Genomic DNA, 25,241 nt, shown 5'->3' with positions numbered 1-25,241 from the left:
GCTGTCCTGATCGGGATGAGCGCGCTGACCAACCGTTGGACGGCCGCGCCCACACCGGTCAGAGGACTACCGCATCAGAGGAACGGACGCATCGGCCGCAGCACCCATTCCGCGGCCTGGGTCAGCTGATGGCGGTCCAGCCAATCCGGTCCGAGCTCCTGGCTGTGCTCGCCGTCAGCGAGGAACGTCTTCTCCATCTTCGCAGCGAAATCGCTGTCGATGACCTCGACGTTGGTCTCGTAGTTGAAGGTCAGGGAGAGACGGTCGATGTTCGCGGTGCCCACTGTCGACCACTTGCCGTCAACCGTGGCGATCTTCGCGTGGATCATCGATGCCGTGTACAGAAGAACTGTGACCTTCGAGCGCACCATCTGCTCGAAGAAGCCCCGAGACAGATAGTCGCCGAGGATGTGGTTGGATTCCTGCGGCACCATGACTCTGACATCGACGCCGCGTTCGGCTGCCTCCATCAGAGATTTGAGAAGCTGCTGGTCAGGAATGAAGTACGGAGTAGTGAGCCAGATGCGATCCTGTGCGCGTTCGAAGGCGTTGAGATACATGGACCGGATCGGATAGATCAGCTGAATCGGCTGATTGGCTGAGACCCGGATCTTCGACTCCCACGCTGAGGGTGCGACCCACGCGATCTGCTCACCGGCGTCGTGGTATTCGTTCCACACCTGGCAGATGGAATGGCGCAGTCCCCAGGTGCCGGGCCCAGTCACTTTGAGGTGGGTGTCTCGCCAGTGGCGGGCGTAGAGCGAGCCGATGTTGAAACCGCCCACATAGGCCACATCGTTGTCGATGACGAGGATCTTCGAATGATTGAGCCCGGAATAGCGCAGTGGGCCCTTCCAGAACTTCCTCGCCACGGTCGACAGGCGCAGAACCTTGATGCGATCATCCAGCTGGGCGTAGAACGAGCGCGGGATGGTCAGGTTGGCGAACCCGTCGTAGATGAGGTGGATGTCGACGCCGCGCTGCGCTGCGGCATTGAAGGCGTCGACGAACCTCTGACCGATCTCATCGTTCTTCCAGATGAAGGTCTCCATCTGAATCGACTCCGTTGCGGAGCCGATCACCTCGAGCATGTCCTCGTACAGGGTCTCACCGTCGGTGAAGATGCTCAGCTGGGAGCCTTCGACACTCGAGTGGAAGGTGCCGGGGCGCGGAGCCTCCCTCTGCTCGCGGTCGCGCTTCTGCAGCAGATCGATGACCATCGAGGCTCCGACAGTGGCCGGAATCAGCGCGGCGGCCCCGGCAGCGACCAGGGGCGCGATATTGCGGAGTCTCTCAAAGCCGTGCTTCTTCTTCAGCGGATTGAATCCCATAGCGATTCACTTTAGCGTCTGGAACCGATCTGGCCACGACGATTTCACCGATCACGGGTGATATGGAGGAAGTATTGCCGGATCGATCAACTTCCGCTCGGAATCAGCGACAACCCTCGCCTAACCCAGGTCGAAGTCGACTCCGCGCTCCTCGGGAGGGCGGGGTCCAAGAATTCGTCGATCCGCCTCGGCGATGGGGACATCGTTTCGTTGATGCTGGCCTCCCTGCGCGCCATGAGACCGATGTCGGTGAATTCCCACAGTTCGTTGCCGTAGCTGCGCCACCACTGCTCGTCGGCATCATGCCATTCGTACTGGAAGCGCACAGCGATGCGGTCATCGGTGAACGACCACAGGCTCTTGCGCAGGACGTAGTCGCATTCGCGCTCCCACTTGCGGGTCAGGAATGCCACGATCTCATCCCGGCCGGTCACGAACTCATCGCGGTTGCGCCACACCGAATCGGGTGTGTACGCCAGCGCAACCTTCTGCGGATCGCGGGTGTTCCACGCATCCTCCGCCCCCTGCACTTTCTGCGCGGCGGTCTCGGCGGTGAACGGCGGGAAGGGCGGGCGGGCCTCTGCCGGCGCCTCTGTTGCTGGCTCTGCTGCTGGCTCAGACTCTGACATTTTGATCCCTCTCAGTCCTGGCGAAGTGGTGTTCTTCAATCACTGTAGCCCTGAGCGTCGTCATCGGCGGTGGACTCGTCTGGCCCGAAACTTCCGGCCGCAGAAGCACTGCGGCGCCCCAACCCTTATTTGGGTTGAGGCGCCGCAGTGGTGCTTCAGCAGGTCAGGTGAAGATGCTCACTCCGCCTGGGCCGACGAGACAGCCGACGACGATGAGGACGACGCCCCACAGGATCTGCTTGCGGAAGATCGCGAAGATGCCCGAAATGACGAGCAGCGCGGCAATGATCCAAAGGATAGTAGCCATTGTCTTGTCCCTTCTGTTTCACACTTGGTGTTGCACCAACAGGACTGTTTGCCTGTCGGGGTCTGAGGAACTCTCAGTGCCGCGGAGTGTCCGGGTCTTCGAAGTTCCTGCCCTCTGCGGCACGTGGATCGTAACTTTGGTCGGTGAACCGAGGATCATTCTCAGCGGCTCGTGGGTCATCCGCGACTGGACGGTTGCCGCCCATACGGTAATCGTCCTCGACCGGACGGTTGTTGTCCACCACCGGTCGGTTGTTGTCCGCCACCGGTCGGTTGTCGTCGACGACAGGGCGATCACTGTGTTCGACAGGCTCACGGCCTGCCCCGTTGTCCGCAACACGCGGATCATGATCGACAGGCGCCTGACGCTGGTCGGCGACCCGAGGATCGTTGGCGACGGGCTGCTGGTCGGCGACAGGTCCTCGGTCATCGACGCGACGATCGTCAGCGGGACGACGATCGTCAGCAACGCGAGAGTCATCGGCAGCGTGACGTTCGTCTGCTGCCGGACGTGCGTCGGCGACAGGACGATCATCGGCAACCCGAGGGTCGTGACCCGCGTGACGCTCATCAGCAACCTGACGCTCGTCAGCAACCCGACGATCATCGGCAACCCGACGGTCATCAGCAACCCGACCCTCGTCAGCAACCCGACGGTCATCGGCAACCCGAGGGTCGTGATCACGATGGTGCTTGTCCGCTGCATGACCGTCTCCGGCAACCGCTCCGGGAGCCGGCTTCCGATTGCCATGCGCGTCCACGTCAGGATCGAGCTCATCGGCGTGCTTGAGCTTGCGTTCGTGCTCAAGACGCGTCTCCTTGGCCAGACGATCGCGTTCAGCGGCGTCGGCGTCCAGCTTCTCGGCCTCGGCGGCCTTGCGCTTGGCTTCTGCAGCCTGAACTTCAGCGTCGGCGTCGGCCTTCTTCGCTTCGGCCTTGCGGTGTTCGGCGTCCGCTTCCCGAGCATGGACTTCATGCTGGTTTGCGGCGGTTTCCTGCCGGATGCTGGCGGCCTCCTTGCGCTGGTGTTCGCGCTTCTTAGCCGCGGCCTTTCGGCTGACCGCGATGATGATGCCGACGACAATCAGAACTACGACGATCGCTACGACTATCCAGATGATGGTAGTTGTACTCATGCGCTCTCTCCTTGCTGTCTATTCGGTTCTCATTGATCATGTGGACCCGATCAACAGGTTAATTTCATAGTTGCACGGCATGTCACCTCTGACAAGCGCATGAACAGTAACAACTTCGGTGTGTCGAGTGCACTTTGGCCCCAACGGACCCTTTTATTGCACCTTTCGTCCTTCTAGTATCTGCGGCATGCCAGAGATTCGGTCTGAAGCGTCCGCGACACCCGGGTCGACCGCCAGAGCAGCGATCTGCTGGATTCTCGCCAGCATCGTCTATCTCCTCGCCGAGGCCCTTGCCGCATCTGCGTTCCCTCACTACTCATATGCGACGAATGACATCAGCGGTCTCGGCGTGCCCGATGTCGAGATGCTGGGTGATCGGGCCATTGATTCGACCCTGCATGTGGTCATGAACATCGCCTTCCTCGTCCACGGTCTCCTGTTCGCGTCGGCGGCCATATAGATATGACACGCTGACCACGGGTGCCCTTGCCAGTGCCGATCATCACCCACGCGATCACCCAGGCCCTCGGAATGGCCCTCATTGCCGTGGTCAACGGCGGAGCGCAGAACAACAGCCTCGGCTGGGTCCACCTCCTCGGCGCGTTTCTCGCCTTCTTCGGCGGGCACCTGACGGCAATTCGCATCGGCATCTCCCTCCTGAGGCGCCGCCGCAACCGCCTCATGCGCCGCAGTAGCCTGACCGGTGTCCTCAGCGTCGTCATCGGCATCCTCGGGATGTATTCGATAGTGGTGTGGGAACTGCTCTTCGGCACAGTCCTGCTCAGCCGGCTGAGCCAATTGCCCCTGTCGAAGACTGCCACCACACTCCTAGACTGACTGCAGACCCCCACGGATCGAGCCCCTTCCGGAAAGGCGGCCACATGCCAACCACCAATTCTGAGACCACGACCATCCGCGAGCTTGCGGAGTCGCATGGTCTCGACATCGATCCCAAGACCATCATCGTCAATGAGCTGGGACTCGACTTCCAAGTCGCCATCGCCAAGACGGTCGACGGTCAGTCCTGGGTGTTGCGGATTCCCCGCCGCCCGGACGTCACCGACCGTGCCACCGTTGAAGGACGATTCCTCCGAAATATTGCACCCCACCTGAGCGTCGCGGTCCCCGATTGGCAGATCCACACCGAATGCCTCATCGCCTATCCTCTACTTCCGGGTGAGCCTGGACTGACGATCGATGAGCAGGGACAGCCACAGTGGCACTTCGATGTCGAAGCCGCGGAGTATGCCGAGTCTCTTGGTGATATCCTCGCGGAACTGCACAGCGTTGATCCGTCGATCGTTCGCTCCTCGGGGATCGCCGAGTATTCCCCCGCCGAGGTGAAAGCGCACAAACGCGATGACATCGCTCGCGTCGTGGCCGAGTTTGATGTGGAGCAGAGTCTGCGTGAACGGTGGAATGCGTGGCTCGACGATGACAGCTATTGGCCCAAGTTCACGACGGTCACCTACGGAGAGGTGTATCCGGCACACCAGCTTATGGACGGACCTAAGAACCTCAGCATCCTCGACTGGACGACGGCGGCCGTCGGCGACCCGGCCAGGGATTTCATGTTCCACCATGCCAGCGTCTCGGCCGAAGCATTTGACGCGACTATCCGGCGCTATGTGGAGAACGGCGGCCAGGTATGGCCGAAGTTCGCCGCGCACTGCGGCGAACTGTTCTCAACCTCTCCGGTCGAGCTGGGGCTCTACGCACTGCAGACCGGTGATGCCGACCATATTGAGGCAGCGAAGGCTCAGCTCAATCCCAGCAAATAATGGAAGCGCAGGTCAGATATGAGTGCGAACAATCTCGTCCCCGATAACGCGGAGACCGTGACCACCGATGTCATCGTCCTCGGTGGTGGACCGGTCGGTGAGAACGCAGCCCAATACGCAACCGAGGACTCCGGCCTCGAAGCGGTCATCGTCGAAGAGGAGCTGCTGGGAGGTGAGTGCTCATATTACGCCTGCATCCCGTCCAAGACGATGCTGCGACCCATCGAACTCGCCCACGCGACTCAGCATCTGGACGGGCTGACCGGCGCCACGGTCGACCGGCGAGCGCTTTTGAACAGACGTGACGAATGGGTCTCACACTACGACGACACCGGTCAGGTCGAATGGGCACAGGCTGCCGGGCTGCGAGTCGAACGCGGTCACGCACAGCTCATCGGAGAACGACAGGTCCTCGTCAACGGCCCCAAGCCCGTGCTCGTGCAGGCACGACAAGCGGTGATCATCGCCACCGGGTCCCAGCCGTCCGTGCCGTCGACGTTTGCCGATGTCTCGCCCTGGTCATCCCGCGATGCAACTGGTGTTCAGGAGATCCCGGAGTCGTTGATCATCGTCGGTGGCGGTGTCGTCGCGGTGGAGGCTGCGACGTGGATGGCCGCACTGGGTACACGGGTGCGAATGCTCGTGCGCGGCGGTGGCCTTCTGGCCGGACACGAACCGTTCGCCGGCCACCACGTCACCGAGGCGCTTGACAGAGCAGGGGTCAGAATCGATCTGAGAACCGAGGTCACCGACTGCAGCCGACAAAGTGGCGAAGACACGGGCCTCGGCCGTATCCATGGCGGAGAAGTCACGATCCAGACCAACGGCCCGGACGGGGAATCCGCCTTCGAAGCCGACGAGATCCTGGTCGCGACGGGGCGAAAGCCACGCCTCGACGATCTGGGGCTGGAGAGTCTCGGACTGACCAGCAATGACATCACAGCGGGCACGATGCCGGAGTGGCTCTATGCGATCGGAGATGCCAGCGGCGAGGCGCCCGTGACTCATTGGGGCAAGTATCGTGCACGAGTCCTCGGCGCACAGATCCGGTCCCGGGCACTCGGGGAAGAAGCCGAGGAGATCCGGGAGAACGTGCCGGTCCCCCAGGTCGTCTACAGCGATCCGCAGGTCGCCTCGGTGGGAATGACCGAGGCAGAAGCCCGCAAGGACGGCCACCAGGTCGAGATCTCCCAACTGCCGTTTGCCAGCAGCGCCGGAACCTCGCTGCTGCGCGATGACGCCGAGGGAACAGCACAGATCGTGGTCGATGCCCGCACCGGAATGCTCCTCGGTGCCACGTTCGTCGGCCCGGAGGCGGCCGAACTGATCCACCCGGCCACAGTAGCGATCGTCGGCGATCTGCCCGTGCATGTCCTGCGGCATGCGGTGCCAAGTTTCCCGGCGGCCTCGGAACTGTGGCTGCCACTGCTGGAGGGGTTGCCGAGGCGGTTGCGGATTCCCCTCCCCATTTGATCTGGATCCTCTCCGACTAGGCTGGAGACATGCGAGACTACGTCAAAGAGCGCGCCGACGCCCCACGCGGATTCTTCGCGGCCGAGGCTGCCGGTCTCCGATGGCTGGCCGAACCAGATGTTGCTCCCGTCGTCAGTGCAATCGATCATGACAACGGCAGCCTGCGACTGGACTACATAGAAGAGTCGGCACCGAATGCGCACTTGGCGTTCGGTTTCGGTCGCCAACTTGCACTACTGCATAACTCCGGTGCTTCCGCATTTGGTTGGGCACCTGCGGAACCAGCCTGGTTCGGTCCGCTGGAGTCTCCGTTCGAGGTAGAAGTCGCCTCGTGTTCTTCGTTCACCGAGTTCTGGGTGGAGACACGATTGGAACCGATGGCCACGGCGCTTGCCGATCACCTGTCGCAGGACCATCGGGAGACGATCACCAGTGCGATCCGGGCGATCGCCGACGGCGCATTTGAGGGCATTTCAGGCACAGAAGGTGAGAAGCCTGCCCGAGTTCACGGCGATCTCTGGGCCGGAAACCTTATGTGGACGCCAGCTGGCTGCACGCTGATCGACCCCGCCGCACATGGTGGGCATCGTCTCGAGGACCTCGCTATGTTGGCGCTGTTTGGGACGCCGTTCCTTGAGGAGATCTTCGCCGGCTATGAGGCGACAAACCCCATGCCGGTCGGTTGGAGAAACGATCTGCCGGTGCACAGTTTCTTCGCGTTGCTGGCACACGTAAGGCTGTTCGGCGCGGGGTTCCTCGGGCAGACGCTCTCGGCGGCGCGGTCGATCATAGAACGCGCTGCAGATTTGAAGGGCTGAGGCACCTGAGCTCAGCACCTGACGAATATTGCTGAAGCCCATTGTGCGACCCGGTCGAATACCCGGCAGCTCCACCCCTCAAGATCACCAACTTTTCTGGCTCTTCACTATAGATCTTGTGGACTAGTTGGTCTGAAGCCACCGGATTCGAATAAGCACCTCACGATGTAATGAGTGAGATTGCGGAACCCCAGTGCCGATCCACGCAGATGCTCGAGCCGACCATTGATCGATTCGGTTGGACCGTTCGACGTTCCCGGACGTGTGAAGAACACCACCACGTCGGCTGCTCGTCGCTTCAACGTTCGACCGAACCGTTTCAATTCCGCCAGCCCTGTTGGCAGACCCTTTCGCCTTAGCGAAGCTCGCACCAACACATTGTCTTCAGTGCTTGGTAGTTGCTACTTCGCCTACTTCACCGCGACATAGACTTTGTCAGCGAGCATGTCGGGGCTGACTGCCACGACACCAGCGTCAGCATCATCCGAGGGGATCTGGATGGCAATGGACCCGGATGTGGTTGCACCGTTGTACATGTTCTCCAAAGTATCGAGAGCGTTTGGCGCTACCACCATGTCGTCGAGACCGTCGAAGGTATTTCCTCCAGCGGACACGTATTCGAAGGTAGCCATCGGCATTTCACCATCGGGTGCGTCGCCTGTATATGTCATCTCGACATCAATCATCATGTACTGGTTGCCGGCATCCGGCGACTCGTTAAATTCATTCTCTGCAAGGACTTCGTCCGTAGCATCCAGTGTGACGTTCGTAATCGTCATCTCCCAGGCGTCGCTGCTGATCTTAGTGCCGATGGAGTACGGATTCTCTCGGGTACCTTCTTCGGCTCCAGCTTCAGCCACAACCTCTTCGGCTGGCGGTTCCGCCGACACATCATCGCTGAAAGCATCGTCGAACGAAGAGGCAACGACAAAGAAGAACACAAGAATTGCCACAATAGTTCCAACGACAGACAAGATTAACGCCGCAATGGATAATCCCTTTCCACCCTTCAGGAAAAACGAAATGATCGCCAAAAGGAATGCAATTGGAAGAAGAATCCATCCCAAAATCAGTGCGCCCGGAATGCACCCAAAGATGAACCCTACGACGGCGAGTATGAACGCGACGATACCCATCACGTTTTTCTGACGCTTCCGTGTCGGGCGCGCGAAATTTCCACCGGCCCACTGCCCGTCCTCGCCGTATGCATTGGCGTCGCTGTACTGCGGATGAGCATTGGCCTGCATGTCGGGCTCCTGGTACTGAGTACCCTGAGGCTGCCCCTGGATCGGGCTCTGTGGCGGACGACTGTTGGGGTCAAAGTTCTGGCTCATGCTACCTCGGTACTAGGAAGTTCAAATTTCTACCAGAATACCCTCCAGGAAACACTGACATTCCCCCAAGGAACCTCAACTACTCCAATGGTTACACAACCGTTACTACCACTAGAACCCCTCCGAAACATTGGGCCACGTTCGAAGTTCTTAATATTTTCTTAATATGTGTTGCCAGTCACAGAAATGAATAGAGTTCAGACAAATCTCCCGCGAAGAAGCCCGACGCCGCAGGAGCTTCCCGAGTGCTCAACTCAGCTTCAAGTTCTCGAAATGAAATCTTCAGCACGACCCCCGCCCTTCCCTGGACGGAAAGCGTAGGGGCACCCCCAGAGGCAGAGCCACTGCGAAGTCACCTCCGTGCGCCCGGAATCCCACCTTTTTGGCAGCCGCGTTCGGTCAGTTGCAGTGAGGCCACCGAAGAATAGGATCCTCGCCGCGGCGTCGACGATGGGGAAAGAAACAGTTCTACATTTTGTAGAATAGTTGCTATAATTGTAGTGACGAGGTCGATCGTCACCACCACGGCTTTCGTCTTCGTCGCAAATACGGAAACTCCGATGAGAGGTTTGCAATGAATGGCGACGCTGGCACGACTCAAATCACCACTCCCTTCGATTCCGCGGAGCGAGATCTCGAGATCTTGGTCGGGTTCGACGGCTCCGATCACTCACTTTCAGCACTCCACTTCGCAGCCGTCGAGGCGATGAGCCGCAATGTCGGGCTCACAGTTGTCACCGCGTTCACTGTGCCGGTGATGATCTATCCCAATATGGCCTCGCTGCCGGCCAAACCCGAAGACGAGTTCAGGCAGGAAATCGCCGAGAAGACACTGGACGCGGCGCGCGAATACCTGAAGGAATATCCCGGAAAGGTGAGCTTCGCAACCGTGCAGGGAGACGCCACCGGTGCCCTCGTCGATCTGTCGACCCGGGCCAAACTCGTCGTCGTAGGAGCCCGCGGCCGGGGTGGATTTCTTGGCCGCATCCTGGGGTCCGTGGCCTCGGCATTGCCCGCGCATGCCCACTGCCCCACCATAGTGGTGCCCAGCGACTACGAGCCGGGGCAGGCAGAGGGAGTCAAACGCTTCACATCATCACAGAGCGATTCCCCAGTGCTCGCGGCAATTGATGGATCTGACAAGAGTCACTTGGTTCTGCTGGCAGCCGCGCAACAGGCGGAACACCGCGGCGCACCGCTGAAGGTCTTCGCTGCCATGCCACTTCTCGGGGAATGGATGTATTGGTATCCCGAGATCCACGCCGACGAAGGCTCGATCGAAAAGCGCCGAGCTCATCTGCAGCAGTCGATCGATGAGGGACTCGCCTGGCTGCGTGATGACCACCACTCGTTGGACATCACGCTCGAAGTCACCGTCGGCGATCCCATTGCACTCATCGAGGACAAGACTCGCGCCTCGGCTCTCACTGTCGTAGGCACTCGCGGCCGCGGCGCAGTCAGGAGCGCACTGCTGGGTTCGATATCGCGGGGAGTGCTCAACCACGCAGAAGGGCCAGTCATGGTTGTCCCAACCGCCGCGGACGACGACAGTCGCGAGCAGTAGTCAAACGCCCACTGCTACTGTGAAGGCGGTCGAGAGGGAAACCAGGGGAACCTCAGCTCGGGCAGTCAGAAACCGGCATCGACGAGCTTGCGACCGAAGCTCAGGAGGTGGTCGATGAGAACGGGGCCGAGCTGGTCCTGTGCGTCGAGGACGACGCGGACAGTTGCCTCTTCCTTGTCCGTCGGGCCCATTCTCTGGCCCCGCAGATCACAGATCGTCTGTCCGCGTCCGGGACCGTCAGAAGTATCGACGGTGACCGGGACTCGCGGCGCATTCCCTGGTGCGATGGCTCCGATGGCGATCGCTGCGGCCAGAGGATCGTGCAGTGCAGAGCATCGCCGGCCGAACTCGCCCATGTAGTAGTCGAAGTAGGGGTCGAGGATCTGCCCGAGGCTGCGGACGAACATCGCCTCCGCGGCAAGCAGCTTCTGCCGATCGGAGTCTTCGAAGACATTGGTCATTGTGGCATCCAGCGGTACGATCGTCACCGGCCAAGGTGCTGAGACCACAGCCAACGCGGCCTCAGCGTCGTTGGCGATATTCGCCTCGGCGACCGCGGTGATGTTGCCCGGATCCAGCGCCGCTCCTCCCATGAGAGTCACCGAGGAGATCCGGCCGGCTACCGACGGATCTCGCTGCAGAGCAGTGCCCAGGTTGGTCAACGGCCCCACCGCAATAACTTCGAGAGCTCCCGCGTACTCGTGTGAGAGGCGAAGGAGCATGTCGGCTGCATCTTCTTCCACCGGTGTCGCCGCCGTGGCCGGCAGAACTATGCCGCCGAGTCCGTTGGAACCGTGGATATGGGGAACTCCACCGCCGAAATCACCGTACAGAGGCTGATTCTCTCCAACCGCCACGGGGATATCATCACGGCCTGCCAGAGAGAGCAGGCGCAGTGTGTTCTCCACTCCCTGAGCGGCGCTGACGTTGCCGTGCACGCCCCCGATGCCAACGAGGTCGACCTCAGCAGAAGCAAGCAGGAGGCCGAGGGCAATGGCATCGTCGACCCCGGTATCGCAGTCTAAGTAGATGGGTGTGGTCACAGGATGTCCTTTGCGTGTCGTCGAATACCGAATATCGAGAGGCGCAGATTGCAGGTCCCAGTCATTCGGCCCGCGCTCGGAGTGAAGACCTGAGAGCACAAGAGGTGGGACACGGCCACTCGCTTTCAAGTATGATGTTATACCTCTTGAGTATGATGTGTATATTTCGCAGCATTCTTGTCTGAATAGGCACATGCTGGCTACCAGCTCCGATCGGTCGGAAACCGACCGATCGCTTCACCTCTCGCAGCAGCCCGCCCGACCGAAGGAATGACGATGACCGACGCCGAATCACTGCTGTCGACACCGCTGAGCACAACAGCAGGCCAGCCGATGCGAGTCGCTGTCTACTCACGCATCGCCCAGGGTATCCGGTCGGGAGCCTTCCCCGTCGGTTCCGCTCTGCCTCGCGAGACGGAGATCGGGACTGCGCTGAGAGTCAGCCGCACAGTCATCCGCGAAGCACTGATGCTCTTGGAGGAGGACGGCCTCATCAGCACTCGCCGAGGGGTAGGGCGATTCGTCACCGCCTCGGTGCCCAGACTGGGCCTCGAGGGTCTGCGCCCCTTCGAAGTCGTACTGGCCGGTGAGCAGTCACCGCTCACGGTGGATGCCTCGCCGATGCTGCTCCAGCCGAACACAGAGTTCGTCTCCGACCACCTCAACCTCGAAGCAGAGGCCAATGCTTGGTTCCGCGAGAGCGTGCTGCACCGTGCCGGCGAACCGGTGGCCATCGTCCAGGAGCACCTGCCGGCGGGGAGGTATCTCGGCGATTCCCACCCCCTCATCTCCGCGGCCCTGCCGCGTGCCGCAGAGGCGCAGGCCACCCTGCTCGCCGGAATCCAAGAAATCTGCGGCCCGGTACTCACAATGGCCAGCTGCCAGATCACACCGAGCATCATCGGCGCGTCTCGAGGCAAACAGCTCAACCTTCTCGAAACCGATCCAGTGCTCATCCTCACCCAGGTTGCCGAAGCCGATTCCGCCCCGATCTACCTCGCAAAATGCATCATCTCCTCGATCGTGGGGCCTCTCACCGTGATCCAGAGCCCCACCACATGACATCTGCCCTATCCTGACCGAAAACAGAGGACACCTAGTGACCATCACTCCCGATACACGCCCAGAACCGGCTCCGACCTCCTCCGTCAGCCTCGCCGTCGTCGGCAGCATCAACATCGACATCACCGCAACCTCTCAGCGGCTGCCGCAGGCCGGAGAGACCGTCAGCGGCGGCGCCCTCACCCGAAGTGCCGGCGGAAAGGGCGCCAATCAGGCAGCTGCCGCCGCCCGCTTGGGAGCACGAACACGAATGATCGGAGCGGTCGGCGACGACTCCGACGGCACGGCGATGCTTACCTCCCTGCAGCGGGCAGGCGTCGACGTCAGCGGTGTGGGAACCTCGACGGAGGCCACCGGCACGGCTGTGATCATGGTCGACGCCGCTGGGGAGAACCAGATCTCTGTCTGCGACGGAGCCAATGCCACAGTCACCGTCGATGGTGTGGACTTCGGAGCGGACGAGACTGTGCTCGCTCAGCTGGAGATTCCGCTGGCCACCGTCGTCGCAGCTGCACGACGCTGCCGCGGGTTCTTCGCCCTCAATGCCGCTCCGGCCGCTCGACTGCCCCAGGAACTCATCGAGCGTGCGGACCTCATCATCGTCAATGAGTCCGAGTTCGCACTCAACCCGGACCTGCGTGAAGCACCCTTGGTAGCAGTGACCTACGGTGCGAAGGGAGCAGAGATTCTCCACCACGGTGAGCAGAGCGCCTTCGTCCCCGGGCGCAGCGCCGAGGTTGTGAGCACAGTGGGAGCCGGTGACGCCTTCTGTGCCGCGCTGACCATAGCACTGTGCTCTGGTACCTCCCACACAGAGGCCCTGCACACCGCGAATGCCGTCGGCGCTGCGGTCGTCGCCGATGCACAGGCCCAGCCGCAGTTGAAATCGATCACTGCATATTCACAACCTGCCTGCCCCCAGTGATGTGGCCATAGCCGAGGCGTAGACTGAGAGCCACTTCACAGGTGATTGCGAAAGGTGAACATCATGCCGATTGAAGACGGGATGCGCAAGGCCACCAAGAACCTCGACAAAGCGGCGGGAGCGGCTCCCACTTCGGATGTCGTACATGCCAATGACCCGGGCCAGCAGCACGGCGACGATCGCGACAAGGAAGAAGAAGTCGAGCAGAACGACGCCGAAGTCCCAGACGACGAGCCCGAAAACGACTAAGCGTTCCGCATAGATTCAGAACTGAATTCCTCGGGTCAATGCGCCATCGATCAAGAGGTTCGCACCAGTGGTTCGACTCGACAACGGGCTGGATAGGAAGACGACGCTCGCAGCTGTCTCTTCGGGAGTGCCCATACGCCCAGTGGGATTCAAACTCAGCGCTTGCGCGAACAGTTCAGGATTGGACGATTCGATTCCGGGCCAGACCCCTTCCTCGTGATATGTGTTGCCTGGCGACACGGTATTGACCCTGATTCCTTTGCCCGCAAGGCTCAGCGCAAGCCCTGCCATGTAGCCGATGATCGCGGTCTTCATCGTGCCATAGGGCCCGGAAGCGAAGTCAGCTTCTCGACCCGAGACACTCGAAATGGAGACCAGCGAGGCGACCTCGCTTTTCTCCAAATACGGAATCGTGAGTTTGGACAGATGCACTGTGCCCATCATGTCGACATTGAACGACTCGTACCAGTTCTCTTCTGTATCCGGAATCGCCAAGGCACTAACACTGTTGACGACCATGTCGATTCGGCCGAACTCAGCGGCTGTAGCCTCAACCCAAGCGGACAGAGACGTGGAATCGCTGACGTCCAAGACCGTGCCCACAGCTTTTCCGTCTCGGGCCAGAACCTCTTCTGCCTCGGCGACTTCCGTGCCATTTCTGGCGCAGAACGCAACGTGCGCACCCTCGGCGAGGAACCTTTCCACTATGGCACGCCCGATACCGCGTGTACCACCGGTGACCATCGCTGTCTTTCCGTGTATTCCTAAGTCCACAACTCGCCTTATTTCTTCTTTGCTCTCATGAGCTAAACCAATGAACGTGCACGTTCTCGCAAGTCCGCGTGAAGCCCGTCGAACGCACTGCGCTCAGGCAGCAGGGACTTCGGGATCTTCGTCACGACGCTGTAGTTGGTGTCCACGACATTGGCGACCGGGACGAGGGAGATCTGGGTGAGCAGCTGATAGGCGTCCATGGTCTCCAACCCGTAGAGTTCGCCGAGCCAGCGGATCATTTCGACCTGGGAGATCCTCCACGAGTCCTCCATCGGCCGTGAAGACCCGACGACCATCCAATGACCGTCATCCTCCAGCCGCGGCCAAGCCGGACCGCCTCCCTTGATGAGATCGACGATGATCGTCGAGTTCATCGCTCCCTCGACCGCCGTGCCGCACGCTTCACCCTCGCCCTGGCGGTAGTGGCCGTCGCCGATGGAGAACATGGCGCCGTCGACGTTGACTCCGAAATAGGCAGTCGTGCCGACCTTCATCTCCGGTGTATCCATGTTTCCGCCGTAGCGTTCGGGAGTCAACGACGAATGCACCTCTCCGCCGGCTGGCGCTACGCCGACGGTGCCCAGCATCGGCTCGAGAGGCAGCGCCAGTTCGAAATCGCCCCTGCGCGTCTGGAATCCCACTGTCTGCGCGGCGGCATCAATTTCGTAGATCCAGACTCCTTCCGGCAGAGGCTCATGCAGAAGGCTGGTTCTGTCCGTGGCCGTCAGCCCGCCGAAGAACGGGATCATCGCAGAGGCTCCCCACCCGCGGGCGGGTGTGAGATCGGCGATATGGATGGCCAGGGTGTCCCCTGGTTCAGCTCCTTCGACGCAGAACGGTCCTGTCTGCGGGTTCAGGAACCGTGGATCCAACTTCTCGCTTGGGATATCAGCGACAGAGGTGATCGCATTGTTGAACGCATCCTCGGACCACAATCGCAGGGCAGTGCCAGGCTTGATCGTGGCGACAGGTTGAGAACCGCCAAAGGTGTAGACGAACTGGTCTCGCTTGGGAACAAAATCGAGGCCAGCCATACTCGATGCTACGTGATACACGTCATAACGCCAATAGTGCCGATCGGCACGCTGTGTCGATATTCAACCCCCATGATTCAGCCGTTTCCACGTCGACACCTCGAAGCGACTAAACTCACCCTTGATGGTTGTCGATTCGCGTATGGCGCCTGATGGTCCGACCGGCCTTCCCTCCGCTCGTGGCCGAATACAGGCTCAGAGTCAGGGATGGCTTAATCGGGCAACCTCAATTTGGGCACTGGCACTCGGATTCGTCGTGTTGGCAATCATCGCCGCGGGACCCTTGCGGGTCTGGGACTACCAACTCAATCGACGTTGGCTCTACCTCTTCGACCCTGATCTGGTGTGGTTCGCACAGAATGTTCTGGATCGCATTGCCGCGCAGGCGGTCTGTACGCCGGTGTTGGCGGTTGTCGCTATTGTGCTCGCGCACAGGAGGCAGTCCTGGCGCCCGATCGGATTTGCGCTGGCAACCGAGGCGGCCTTCTTCATCGGCATCGGAGGACTGAAGGTTCTGCTCGCCCGGCCAGCGACGACTCTGCACGATCCGAGATTCTTCCAAGGGGGTCTGCTCGAGCTCGGCGACCGTGGGATCAGTTTTCCCTCCGGACACTCTGCCGAGGCGGTCCTCATCTACGGCGCGGCCGTCTATCTCATCGCCAACTACAGTGGCGCATCCCGGCGGCTCGTACGAGTTCTGTGCTGGGTCGTCATCGCCATCAGCGTGAATTCCGTGGTCGTCTCATTCCTCCTCGGGTGGCACTGGGCCACCGATCTCATCGGCGGCCTCATCGCGGGCGGCCTGTTCCTGCGCATCCTGACCCAGTACGACACTCGTACGCGCTACCGGTTGAATCGTATGGGGAGCGTCGCAGCACCAGCACTGTGAGTCTTCGTGATTCGGCTAGATTCCCCTACTAACCCAGGGAACCACCCCTCGGTGCAGACTCACCGAACAGACCGCCGATGGACATCAGCTCAGAAAGTAGCCGATCATTCCTGAGCTCGGGGGAGAATCCGTCCAGCTCTTTCTATCTGAGAAGTCCGATTTCACTGTGCCAGCCAGACCTTCTTCATCGCATCAATTCGGATCGTGTCGTGACACGAGTTCAGCCAATCCCGCTGGGCAGTGCAACTCGACGTCGGATTGCCTGGCTTGAGAAGGAATGTGCCATGGATGTCATACAGGGTGATGCTCCGCACCAGCTGGAACCGAATAGGAAGCGAACAGCTTGGCAGGCGCTGTTGCTGCTGATTCCTTTGGAATGAACAGCCTTTGCGTCAGTTCCACGGATGTTCGGGGCCCTTGGGACAAGAATCTTTGGCGTGGCGCTTCATCGATGAGGCAGGACAAGCAACGCCCCAACTCGCTGATCTGACGTTTCTCCTGTGTGCTCTCCGTCGGTGAACCTATGCAGCTGGAGCCCGTGATGACTGTCCCAGCAAAGGCGACCTCGATATCGCCGCCCATTGTGACCTCTCCGATGTTTGGCTGGCTCTTCGAACCTCGGTGCAGACACTCGCTGACAGAGTCAATCGCCCCCGGAACAATGCTCGTCTCCGGGATGAACGGAATCCGGGTCGGATCACCGCTGAGAATCCAGCGATTCGACGACGACCGTGTCGCGGAGTGCACGACAGGCCGGATGACAACCCCGTAGACCTTGGCCAACGTCAACAAAGCGCGCCACCACAGCAAGCCGATGTCCCGGCCCTTTCTGGCGACGCGCTCGTCAGCTCAACTGTGAACTGATCAGCAGCGTCCCGGCGGGTCGCTGGCGGGGAATGATTCGTCTTCCCATTCGTCGACCATCTTGTCGTCGTGGTCATAACGGATCTGTTCCGCCTCTGACCGTTGAGCGGAACTGCCGGTTGCCTCGGCGGGGGAGGTTGAGGACTCGTCCTGCCCGTTCTCTGGCTGATGATTCTCAGACATGGCTGCACCTCCTCTCGGATATCAGTGCTCGAACCTGTTATCACCATCATGCGCGCTCAATCACCTTTGCGATACGGCAAGCCCATGATTTTCGAGGACCATTTCGGACACAATCGCCCCACCAGCGGTGAGCAGCCTGCACCAGGGCTTCACATCCTCACAGGCACGTGTCATCCAGGTCGGTGAAGGTTGACGGGCCACTCTCCACAAGGTCGAACCAAGGCCCGGTCTGCGGCAGCTCGTGAACGAAGAAGTAGCGGGCTGCAGCGATCTTCCCGCGCCGCAGCGCCGAGTCACCACGCGAGCGCACGGCGGCCTCGGCAGCCATGCCCTGCTGCAGCCACAGCCAGGCGATGACCGTATGTCCCACCGCTTCGAGGTAGGTCCACGCATTCTCCAGCGCATGAACCGGCTCAGCCGACTTCCACACGGCAGCAGTCACGGTCTCGACACGGTCGATGGCCTCTGACAGGGCACCGGATTCGGCGTTCCACGAGGTCCCACCGGCCGCCTCGGCGAGGGTGGATCGCATCTCCTCCACGAGGATCTTCAGCCCCTCTCCCCCGGCCATGATGACCTTGCGGCCCAGAAGATCCTTGGCCTGGATGCCGTGTGTGCCTTCGTGGATCGGGTTGAGTCGGTTGTCACGGTAGAGCTGCTCGACGGCGTGGTCGCGGGTGTAGCCAGCCCCGCCGAGGACCTGAATCGCGTGGTCATTGGCCTTGAGACCCCACACGCTTGGCCAGGTCTTCACAATCGGGGTCAGCACGTCGAGGAGGAGCGCCGCGCGTGCACGGTCGGCCTCGGTGTCTGCGGTTTCGGATTCGTCGAGGAGCGTGGCCGCGTAGAGGATGAGACCGAGCCCTCCCTCGACGTAGCTCTTCGAAGACAGAAGCATGCGGCGGACATCGGCGTGTTCGATGATCGGCACCTGCGGGGAATCCTTGCCGCGGCCGTCATCGGAGCGGCCCTGGCGGCGTTCACGGGCATAGCGCAGGGCGTCGAGGTAACCGTGGTAGCCGAGCGCCACGGCTCCGGCGCCGACCCCGATGCGCGCCGAGTTCATCATGTGGAACATGTAGGACAAGCCCTTGCCGCACTCCCCCACGAGGTAACCGATGGCTCCGCCTGATCCGTGGGGTGTGTGCGTGCCCTCGCCGAAGTTGAGCAGCGTGTTCGTGGTCCCACGCCAGCCCATTTTGTGGTTGAGTCCCGAGAGCACGACATCATTGCGCTCGCCGAGGCTGCCATCGTTGCTGACCAGGTGTTTGGGGACGATGAAGAGGCTCAGCCCTTTGGTTCCCGGCACGTCACCTTCAGCACGGGCGAGGACGAGGTGGACGATATTCTCGGACAGTTCGTGGTCGCCGCCGGAGATCCACATCTTCGTTCCGTGCAACCGGTAGGTGCCTTCATCTCCGCCAGGATCGGGAACGGCACGAGTGGTGACGTCGCCGAGTGAGGAGCCGATTTCTGGTTCGGACAGGCACATGGTGCCAAAGAATCGACCCTCGATTTCAGGGCGGACGAAGGTCTCGATCTGCTCTCTTGTCCCGTATTCCAGCAGCAGGCTCGCGTTGGCCATGGTCAGCATCGGGTAGCTCGAGGTCGCGATGTTTGCCGATTGGAACCAGGTGAAGCAGGCCGTGGCCACGGTCTGGGGCAGCTGAATGCCTCCGACCTCTTCGTCCATGGTCGCCGACAGCAGCCCGACGTCAGCGAATCGTTCGAGTGCGGTCTTGATCTCGGGGATGAGGGTGACGCTCTCACCGTCGAAGGTCGGTTCGTTGAGGTCTGACTTTCTGGCGTGCGGGGCGAAGTGCTCCTTGGCCAGCTCTTCACTGGCGGCCAGCACCGAGTCGAAGGTCTCGCGGGAGTGCCCGGCGAATCGTTCGCGCTCACAGAGCTTATCGACTCGCAGCCAATCGTAGAGGAGGAACTCAATGTCTGCTGGCGAGAGCAGGGAGTCGGTGGAGGCCGGGGGGACAGCATTGTCCAGGTTCTGATCATTCACGAAACCCAGTCTAAACTAATTGATCGTTAAGTATAGAGTGTTTCGGTCGCCGCTCTCACAGACATCTCTCGCAGAAGGGGACGGCGCAGCCGGCATTCGCTCAATCCTTTAGGATTTCCTGGGCAGTTCTCCCTGCTCTCATCGCACCCCGATACTCCCGGAAGGTTCTCGCTCTATGCCATCCCCTGCAGGCCGCTCAGCTGCCAGCATCCCACCCAGGTCCCCGTCGAAGCTCGGCCGTGTCCTGCGCAACTATCGGTTCCCGCTGTTCATCCTCGCCGGCGTAGTCATCGGAGCGATCATCGGGTTGATCTTCGGGGAGAAGGCCACGGTCATCAAACCCTTCGGCACGCTGTTCATCAACATGATGTTCACCCTCGTCGTGCCCCTCGTCTTCTTCTCGATCTCCTCGGCGGTGGCGGGCATGTCCTCGGCCAAGAGGCTGGGCACGATCCTGAGCAGCATGCTCGGCATCTTCGCGGTCACCGGCGTCATCGCCTCGATCGTCATGATCGCCGCCCTCTGGATCTCCCAGGCCACCGAGGGTGTCCAAGTTGAGATGAGCGACCCCGAGAACCTCGAAGAGGTCGGATCCATCGGCGATCAGCTCGTACAGACCTTCGTCGTCGATGACTTCTCGAAGATTCTCTCTGCCGAGCACATGCTCGCCCTCATCGTCTTCGCCGTCATCGTCGGCATCGCCACGTCCAAGATCGGCGACATGGGCAAACCGTTCGCCCAGTTCCTCCATTCGGGCTCCGAGGTATTCCTCAAGTTCACGTCGATCATCATGTACTACGCCCCGATCGGCCTGGGAGCCTACTTCGCGGCCCTCATCGGTGAACTCGGGGCCCAGCTCGTCGGCGACTACGTCCGCGTCTTCCTCGTCTACTACCCAGTGGCGATCGGTTACTTCTTCATCGCGTTCACTCTCTACTCATTCCTCGCCGGCGGCCGACGTGGGATCACCGCGTTCTGGTCGAACATCATCGAACCGACGGCGATCTCCTTGGGTACGTCCTCCTCGGTGGCGTCGATCCCGGCCAACCTTCGCGCGGGCAAACGCATCGGCGTGCCTCGCGACATCCGGGAGACGATCGTCCCGATCGGGGCGACGATCCACATGGAGGGCTCGAGCCTGTCCGCGATCCTCAAAATCGCCTTCCTCTTTGCAGTTTTCCAGCGCGATTTCTTCACTCCTGGCAACATCCTCATCGGCATCGCCGTGGCCTTGTTGGCCGGCATGGTCATGGCGGGCATCCCCTCCGGCGGGTTCATCGGCGAGCTGATGATCATCACCCTCTACGGGTTCCCGGCCGCGGCCCTGCCGATCATCCAGATCATCGGCACCGTCATCGACCCTCCCGCGACCACCGTCAACGCGGTCGGCGACCAGACGAGTTCCATGATGGTGGCCCGAATCCTCGACGGCAAGGGCTGGATGGACAGGGACAATGAATCGGAGAACACCCTCGCCGAGGTGTCTTCCACTGAAAATTCTTGATCACGATCGTATTTCAGCAGCTGAGTCGGAGGTGCCCCTGGCGGGTGCCCGAGTCGGCTTTTCACAAGGATTCATGTGACTATGTCAATTCTGCGATGGCACTGAAATAGCAGATCCGCAGAACTGTAACAGTCTCTGAGGATTTTCTCAGTCTGTGCGGTCATCGGGCGTCGGCGCCGATTCCAAGGTCAGAGACCGGGCCGTGCAGACGGTCATCGATGACCTTGCCGCCCACGGAGATGCGCACGTGACTCGCTGGCATAGGGTCGCCGCAGATACGGGCGCGGACCCGAAGGTGGGCACGACTCACGTGGCCTATGTGAACTTGGATACCGACGAAGTGATAACCCTTCGCGTCGACAATGCGCGATCCGACAACGGCGACGCCGAGGCTGTTCGCCAGGTCAGATTTCACGGCTGAAGGCGAGCCGGCGTCTCGCGATCGCCTTGCACCCGATCGCGTTGCGGCTCGCAGTAGACTCGGGAACCATGGTCAACCTGAACGAGCTGCCACGACGCCGCTACACCAATGGACCCACCCCGCTCGAGCACCTCGAACATCTGAGTACACAGCTGGGTGGACCGCAGATCTGGATCAAACGTGATGACCTGTTGGGTCTGACTCAGGGTGGGAACAAAACTCGCAAGCTCGAATTCCTCATCGCCGATGCGCTGGCACACGGGGCTGACACCCTCGTCACCGCGGGTGGGGTGCAGTCCAATCACTGCAGGCTCGCGCTCTCGGCAGCCCGGCGCGAGGGGCTCGACTGCCACCTCGTGCTCGAAGAGGATCTCGGTTCCGATGGCGCGCCGGTACCTGCGGACGCCGGTGGAAATCCGCCGAAGCTCACGGGCAACTTCCTGCTCTTCGACCTCCTCGGCGCGGACTCGACTGAGGTTCATACCAATGGCAGTGACCTGGTTGCTCGCGCCAATGAGTTGGCCGCCGAGCTCAAGACTCAGGGAAAGAAGCCCTATGTCATCCCGGTCGGTGGCTCCAACGTCACCGGCGCCCTGGGCTATGTCGACTGCGCTCAGGAGCTGCTCACCCAATTCGCCGAGGTGGGCCTGGATGTATCGTCGATCCTGGCCCCGAGTGGGTCTGCTGGGATGCAGGCAGGACTCATCGCCGGCCTCCACCGCGCTGACAGTCAGATCCCCGTGGTCGGAATCAACGTCAGCCGCACGCAGGAGGACCAAGAACCGAAGATCGTCAACCTCGTCGATGAGGTGGCCTCGTTCCTCGAACTTCCACCAGTCCCGCGCGAACGCAGCCTCGGCCTGGGCGACTACTTCGGCACCGGGTACGCACTGCCCACGCCTGAGATGGTCGAAGCCGTACGACTCTTTGCCAGCACCGAAGGAATCCTCCTCGACCCCGTCTACACCGGGAAGGCCGCGGCCGGCCTCATCGATCTGATCCGACAAGATCGCTTCGGGGACGACGATAATGTGGTCTTCATCCACTCAGGTGGAGTGCCCGGACTCTATGCTCGGGCCGGAGCATTCGCATAGTCTGGAACCAACGACGAATGTCATCTCAACTGACCTATCTGGAGGAAAACACCATGACTGTCTCCACAGCTGATCTCTGGGACGAACGCGGACCAGAACTGAATTCGATTGCTCTGAACTTCGGTGACTTCGGCGCCAAGGACTCGTTCTCCGGCCCTGCCCGGACCGTGCGCTGCTTCGAAGACAATGCACTGGCGAAGTCGACACTGTCCCAGCCCGGCGACGGAGCCGTGCTCATCATCGATGGTGGCGGTTCGATCGCGACTGCACTCATGGGTGACATGATCGCCGAACTCGCCGTGAGCAACGGCTGGGCAGGTGTGATCATCAACGGAGCCGTCCGCGACCGAGTGGCACTGTCGTCGATGGGACTGGGCATCAAGGCCCTGGCCAGCAACCCGCGCAAGAGCGCAAAGACAGGCCAGGGCGACCTCGATGTCACGGTTGAGGTGGGTGGAGCCACGATCCGCCCCGGTGCAATGGTGTTCGCAGATCCTGATGGTGTTGTGGTGGAGCAGTAGCCGCACGCTGCGCCACATCCAACCGGTTTAGCGGACAGATTCTCACCTGACGAAAAAGTGCGGATAAGGCTGGTGCCTCGCAAAGTAGAATTTCAACTAGGAGCTATGGCCGTCGCGAGTCACCGATGAACTCCGAAGATGGTCAGATCGGCTTCGTTTCAACGATGAAAGGTCAGTCTCACATGAAGGCAGCACGTTTCTACGACCGCAATGACATCCGCATCGAAGACATTCCCGAACCAGAGTTGCAATCCGGGACCGTCGCAATCGACGTCGCCTGGTGCGGAATCTGCGGCACCGACCTGCACGAGTACCTCGAAGGACCGATCTTCGTTCCACCTGAGGGACACCCGCATCCAATTTCGGGCGAGTCCGCCCCGGTGACCATGGGACACGAATTCTCGGGAACGATCACCGACCTCGGCGACGGCGTGACTGATCTTGAGGTGGGACAGAAAGCCGTCGTCGAACCGTACATTATCGCCGACGACGTCGATACCAGCATCGGGCAGAGCTATCAGCTATCGAAGGACATGAACTTCATCGGGCTCGGCGGTCGTGGCGGCGGACTTGCCGAGAAGATCGTCGTCGAACGTCGTTGGGTTCATCCAGTCGGTGACATCCCGCTTGATCAAGCGGCTCTCATCGAACCGCTCTCCGTGGCCCATCACGCAGTCGTCCGCTCCGGCGCGAAATCTGGTCAGGTCGCCATCGTCGGCGGAGCCGGCCCAATCGGCCTGCTCACCGCTGCCGTACTCAAGGCCGAAGGCCTCACAGTCTTCATTTCCGAGCTTTCTGAGGCGAGGAAGAAGATGGCACTCTCGACCGGAGTTGCTGACGAAGTCCTGGATCCACGCGAAGGCGACGTGGCGGAAAAGGTCCGTGAACGCACAAACGGCCAAGGCGCAGACGTCGGCTTCGAATGTTCATCAGTCCCGGTGGTACTCGACATGCTGCTCGACGCGGTTCGCCCGGGATCAGTGGTCGTCAACGTTTCCATCTGGGGCCACAAGCCGGAAGTCGATATGCCGAAGCTTGTGCTCAAAGAGATCGATCTGCGAGGAACTATCGGTTACTCGGGAGACCACCCGTCCACGATCGAACTGGTACGCAGCGGGAAGATCGACCTCTCCCCTTTCATCACCGGGCGCATTGGTCTCGATGAGTTAATCTCGGGCGGATTCGACGAGCTCATCAACAATAACGAACAACATGTGAAGATCATCGTCGATCCTCGAGCCTGATCTGCCCGACAGTTGCCCTGCTTGGGCTCCACCCCTTCTGAAATGGAGCCCAAGCAGTTTCAACGATCTACTACTTTAGTAGTATGCTTCATTCATGAGTACAGACCTTCAGACATCTGCCGCATGGACGTTTACGTCCGAACGCCCCATTCCCGACGACCTCGGGCCGCTCCTGGTACCGGGCGAAACCCCGGTCACCGCTTTCAAAACCATCCGTGACTCGGCGATCTTCACGAACAAGAGACTCATCATTCGTGACTCTCAGGGTATGACGGGCAAGAAGATCAAGATCGGCAAGGGCTTCGAAGTCCGACGCCTCGACTACCTCATCGCCCAGGCCGTCATCGGCTGATTCGGCCGGGAGCCAGGTGGAATCAGATGTGTGCGCTCAGCCTCAGCGATGCACCGAATCGAAATCCTGGTCCGCGACGTCCCACACCGTGTCAGCTTCGACGACAGATCCTCCGCCTGTCAGCTCATCCACACTGTCGGTGCTGAACATATACGACCAGGTGCCCGCGTCGGTGGTGCCGGTGACCATGAGCACGTCATAGTCGAATTGGGCGCTACCTGCAGCTTGGACGGCATCGGCGGTGGCCTTCTTGTCGGTGTTCGCCTGCCCGGCTGACGGAAACTCTACGTGCAGGCGCTCGGCATCTCCCTCGTGGTCGAAGTCCGGGTTGCTCTCGGACTCACGGTGGACATGAACCTCGTCGATGCTCTCGCGAAGGTAGTCACCGAGCGCGTCGGTGCTGTCGAAGTCACTGCTGGGCACCTCGGCACTCTGCCCCGGTTCGATGTCACCAGCATCAGGCTCGCCGGTGCTGCAGCCGCCGAGCGAAAGGGCCAGTGCCACGGTCAACGCCGAGCCGAGCTGAGGAACACACTTCATAGTTCCACCCTATCTACCTCGGGCCAGCACACTGCACCCCAGGTGCCCCTCACAGTCCGCGTTGCCGATCAGCTCGCACTGAGCAGAATCCTCGGGGCTTTCACAGCGGCCAGAGCTATAATAAGTCCAAGAGATCTGCGATGAAGCGGGGCGAAT

The 25,241-nt window shown here is 60.8% G+C and carries 27 protein-coding genes and 1 pseudogene; 16 read left to right on the top strand and 12 right to left on the bottom strand.

Annotation, left to right across the window (positions count from 1 at the left end):
* Positions 1 to 74: 74 nt before the first annotated feature.
* The 3 genes from AAFP32_RS05710 to AAFP32_RS05700 form a co-directional block, all read right to left on the bottom strand.
* Positions 75 to 1,331 carry a phospholipase D-like domain-containing protein gene (locus tag AAFP32_RS05710; RefSeq protein WP_350270991.1) on the bottom strand — a complete coding sequence of 419 codons (1,257 nt, stop codon included), beginning with the start codon at positions 1,329 to 1,331 and terminating at the stop codon, positions 75 to 77.
* 86 nt (positions 1,332 to 1,417) lie between these two features.
* Positions 1,418 to 1,960 (bottom strand): nuclear transport factor 2 family protein, encoded by a 543-nt coding sequence (locus AAFP32_RS05705; protein ID WP_350270990.1) that lies wholly within the window; start codon positions 1,958 to 1,960, stop codon positions 1,418 to 1,420.
* 163 nt (positions 1,961 to 2,123) lie between these two features.
* Positions 2,124 to 2,267, bottom strand: coding sequence for a GPGG-motif small membrane protein (locus tag AAFP32_RS05700; RefSeq protein WP_167389433.1), 144 nt, complete (start codon positions 2,265 to 2,267; stop codon positions 2,124 to 2,126).
* A gap of 136 nt (positions 2,268 to 2,403) precedes the next feature.
* Here AAFP32_RS05700 and AAFP32_RS05695 point away from each other — a divergent pair, with 136 nt between their 5' ends.
* From AAFP32_RS05695 to AAFP32_RS05670, 6 genes are all read left to right on the top strand, one after another.
* Positions 2,404 to 3,438 (top strand): hypothetical protein, encoded by a 1,035-nt coding sequence (locus AAFP32_RS05695; RefSeq protein ID WP_350270989.1) that lies wholly within the window; start codon positions 2,404 to 2,406, stop codon positions 3,436 to 3,438.
* Positions 3,439 to 3,589: 151 nt separating this feature from the next.
* Positions 3,590 to 3,862, top strand: a complete 273-nt coding sequence (locus AAFP32_RS05690; RefSeq protein WP_350270988.1) for a hypothetical protein — start codon at positions 3,590 to 3,592, stop codon at positions 3,860 to 3,862.
* 20 nt (positions 3,863 to 3,882) lie between these two features.
* Complete coding sequence (locus AAFP32_RS05685; RefSeq protein ID WP_350270987.1) at positions 3,883 to 4,239, top strand: hypothetical protein; 357 nt, start codon at positions 3,883 to 3,885, stop codon at positions 4,237 to 4,239.
* 44 nt (positions 4,240 to 4,283) lie between these two features.
* A complete protein-coding gene (locus AAFP32_RS05680) occupies positions 4,284 to 5,183 on the top strand; it encodes a macrolide 2'-phosphotransferase (protein WP_350270986.1) in 900 nt (299 codons plus the stop codon).
* A gap of 18 nt (positions 5,184 to 5,201) precedes the next feature.
* Positions 5,202 to 6,656, top strand: coding sequence for an NAD(P)/FAD-dependent oxidoreductase (locus tag AAFP32_RS05675; RefSeq protein WP_350270985.1), 1,455 nt, complete (start codon positions 5,202 to 5,204; stop codon positions 6,654 to 6,656).
* A gap of 29 nt (positions 6,657 to 6,685) precedes the next feature.
* The gene (locus AAFP32_RS05670) at positions 6,686 to 7,474 is read left to right on the top strand and encodes a fructosamine kinase family protein (protein WP_350270984.1); all 789 of its coding nucleotides are present in this window, start codon (positions 6,686 to 6,688) and stop codon (positions 7,472 to 7,474) included.
* Between the two features lie 107 nt (positions 7,475 to 7,581).
* Here the strand turns inward: AAFP32_RS05670 and AAFP32_RS05665 are convergent.
* Positions 7,582 to 7,821, bottom strand: a pseudogene (locus AAFP32_RS05665) (transposase); the annotation flags it as partial.
* Positions 7,822 to 7,884: 63 nt separating this feature from the next.
* Positions 7,885 to 8,808 (bottom strand): DUF4190 domain-containing protein, encoded by a 924-nt coding sequence (locus AAFP32_RS05660; protein ID WP_350270983.1) that lies wholly within the window; start codon positions 8,806 to 8,808, stop codon positions 7,885 to 7,887.
* 574 nt (positions 8,809 to 9,382) lie between these two features.
* On the opposite strand from AAFP32_RS05660, the gene AAFP32_RS05655 reads away from it, so the two are divergent.
* On the top strand, positions 9,383 to 10,372 hold the full coding sequence (locus tag AAFP32_RS05655; RefSeq protein ID WP_350270982.1) for a universal stress protein: 990 nt from the start codon (positions 9,383 to 9,385) through the stop codon (positions 10,370 to 10,372).
* A 65-nt stretch (positions 10,373 to 10,437) separates the two neighbouring features.
* On the opposite strand, the gene AAFP32_RS05650 is transcribed toward AAFP32_RS05655, so the two are convergent.
* Positions 10,438 to 11,415: a nucleoside hydrolase gene (locus AAFP32_RS05650; protein WP_350270981.1), complete on the bottom strand. Its 978-nt coding sequence runs from the start codon at positions 11,413 to 11,415 to the stop codon at positions 10,438 to 10,440.
* A gap of 276 nt (positions 11,416 to 11,691) precedes the next feature.
* Between AAFP32_RS05650 and AAFP32_RS05645 the strand changes: the two genes are divergently transcribed.
* The 3 genes from AAFP32_RS05645 (at position 11,692) to AAFP32_RS05635 (ending at position 13,651) form a co-directional block, all read left to right on the top strand.
* Positions 11,692 to 12,477, top strand: a complete 786-nt coding sequence (locus AAFP32_RS05645; protein ID WP_350270980.1) for a GntR family transcriptional regulator — start codon at positions 11,692 to 11,694, stop codon at positions 12,475 to 12,477.
* A gap of 37 nt (positions 12,478 to 12,514) precedes the next feature.
* The gene (locus AAFP32_RS05640; RefSeq protein WP_350270979.1) at positions 12,515 to 13,402 is read left to right on the top strand and encodes a PfkB family carbohydrate kinase; all 888 of its coding nucleotides are present in this window, start codon (positions 12,515 to 12,517) and stop codon (positions 13,400 to 13,402) included.
* A gap of 63 nt (positions 13,403 to 13,465) precedes the next feature.
* Positions 13,466 to 13,651 (top strand): hypothetical protein, encoded by a 186-nt coding sequence (locus AAFP32_RS05635; RefSeq protein WP_350270978.1) that lies wholly within the window; start codon positions 13,466 to 13,468, stop codon positions 13,649 to 13,651.
* 15 nt (positions 13,652 to 13,666) lie between these two features.
* On the opposite strand, the gene AAFP32_RS05630 is transcribed toward AAFP32_RS05635, so the two are convergent.
* Together AAFP32_RS05630 and AAFP32_RS05625 are read right to left on the bottom strand one after the other, a co-directional pair.
* A complete protein-coding gene (locus AAFP32_RS05630; RefSeq protein WP_350270977.1) occupies positions 13,667 to 14,425 on the bottom strand; it encodes an SDR family oxidoreductase in 759 nt (252 codons plus the stop codon).
* A 32-nt stretch (positions 14,426 to 14,457) separates the two neighbouring features.
* Positions 14,458 to 15,459: an acetamidase/formamidase family protein gene (locus tag AAFP32_RS05625; RefSeq protein WP_350270976.1), complete on the bottom strand. Its 1,002-nt coding sequence runs from the start codon at positions 15,457 to 15,459 to the stop codon at positions 14,458 to 14,460.
* 256 nt (positions 15,460 to 15,715) lie between these two features.
* Here AAFP32_RS05625 and AAFP32_RS05620 point away from each other — a divergent pair, with 256 nt between their 5' ends.
* A complete protein-coding gene (locus AAFP32_RS05620) occupies positions 15,716 to 16,348 on the top strand; it encodes a phosphatase PAP2 family protein (protein ID WP_350270975.1) in 633 nt (210 codons plus the stop codon).
* 864 nt (positions 16,349 to 17,212) lie between these two features.
* On the opposite strand, the gene AAFP32_RS05615 is transcribed toward AAFP32_RS05620, so the two are convergent.
* Complete coding sequence (locus AAFP32_RS05615; protein ID WP_350270974.1) at positions 17,213 to 17,395, bottom strand: hypothetical protein; 183 nt, start codon at positions 17,393 to 17,395, stop codon at positions 17,213 to 17,215.
* Positions 17,396 to 17,552: 157 nt separating this feature from the next.
* The gene (locus AAFP32_RS05610; protein ID WP_350270973.1) at positions 17,553 to 19,409 is read right to left on the bottom strand and encodes an acyl-CoA dehydrogenase; all 1,857 of its coding nucleotides are present in this window, start codon (positions 19,407 to 19,409) and stop codon (positions 17,553 to 17,555) included.
* A gap of 175 nt (positions 19,410 to 19,584) precedes the next feature.
* On the opposite strand from AAFP32_RS05610, the gene AAFP32_RS05605 reads away from it, so the two are divergent.
* Positions 19,585 to 20,913, top strand: coding sequence for a dicarboxylate/amino acid:cation symporter (locus AAFP32_RS05605; RefSeq protein ID WP_350270972.1), 1,329 nt, complete (start codon positions 19,585 to 19,587; stop codon positions 20,911 to 20,913).
* Positions 20,914 to 21,073: 160 nt separating this feature from the next.
* Here the strand turns inward: AAFP32_RS05605 and AAFP32_RS05600 are convergent, their stop codons facing one another.
* On the bottom strand, positions 21,074 to 21,328 hold the full coding sequence (locus AAFP32_RS05600) for a hypothetical protein (protein WP_350270971.1): 255 nt from the start codon (positions 21,326 to 21,328) through the stop codon (positions 21,074 to 21,076).
* Between the two features lie 74 nt (positions 21,329 to 21,402).
* Here AAFP32_RS05600 and AAFP32_RS05595 point away from each other — a divergent pair, with 74 nt between their 5' ends.
* The 4 genes from AAFP32_RS05595 to AAFP32_RS05580 all read left to right on the top strand — a co-directional run bounded on the left by AAFP32_RS05595 (position 21,403) and on the right by AAFP32_RS05580 (position 24,545).
* Positions 21,403 to 22,428, top strand: coding sequence for a D-cysteine desulfhydrase (locus AAFP32_RS05595; RefSeq protein ID WP_350270970.1), 1,026 nt, complete (start codon positions 21,403 to 21,405; stop codon positions 22,426 to 22,428).
* A 53-nt stretch (positions 22,429 to 22,481) separates the two neighbouring features.
* Positions 22,482 to 22,949 carry a ribonuclease E activity regulator RraA gene (rraA, locus tag AAFP32_RS05590; RefSeq protein WP_350270969.1) on the top strand — a complete coding sequence of 156 codons (468 nt, stop codon included), beginning with the start codon at positions 22,482 to 22,484 and terminating at the stop codon, positions 22,947 to 22,949.
* 182 nt (positions 22,950 to 23,131) lie between these two features.
* The gene (locus tag AAFP32_RS05585; protein WP_350270968.1) at positions 23,132 to 24,193 is read left to right on the top strand and encodes a 2,3-butanediol dehydrogenase; all 1,062 of its coding nucleotides are present in this window, start codon (positions 23,132 to 23,134) and stop codon (positions 24,191 to 24,193) included.
* A gap of 94 nt (positions 24,194 to 24,287) precedes the next feature.
* Positions 24,288 to 24,545 (top strand): PH domain-containing protein, encoded by a 258-nt coding sequence (locus tag AAFP32_RS05580; protein WP_350270967.1) that lies wholly within the window; start codon positions 24,288 to 24,290, stop codon positions 24,543 to 24,545.
* Positions 24,546 to 24,587: 42 nt separating this feature from the next.
* Here AAFP32_RS05580 and AAFP32_RS05575 read toward each other — a convergent pair whose 3' ends face one another.
* Positions 24,588 to 25,085, bottom strand: coding sequence for a hypothetical protein (locus tag AAFP32_RS05575; RefSeq protein ID WP_350270966.1), 498 nt, complete (start codon positions 25,083 to 25,085; stop codon positions 24,588 to 24,590).
* Positions 25,086 to 25,241 lie beyond the last annotated feature (156 nt).

It is taken from the genome of Brevibacterium sp. CBA3109 (genome assembly GCF_040256645.1).
GTDB lineage: Bacteria > Actinomycetota > Actinomycetes > Actinomycetales > Brevibacteriaceae > Brevibacterium > Brevibacterium koreense.
The sequence above is the reverse complement of the archived record's forward strand: the minus strand, read 5'-3'. Positions and strand labels throughout refer to the sequence as shown.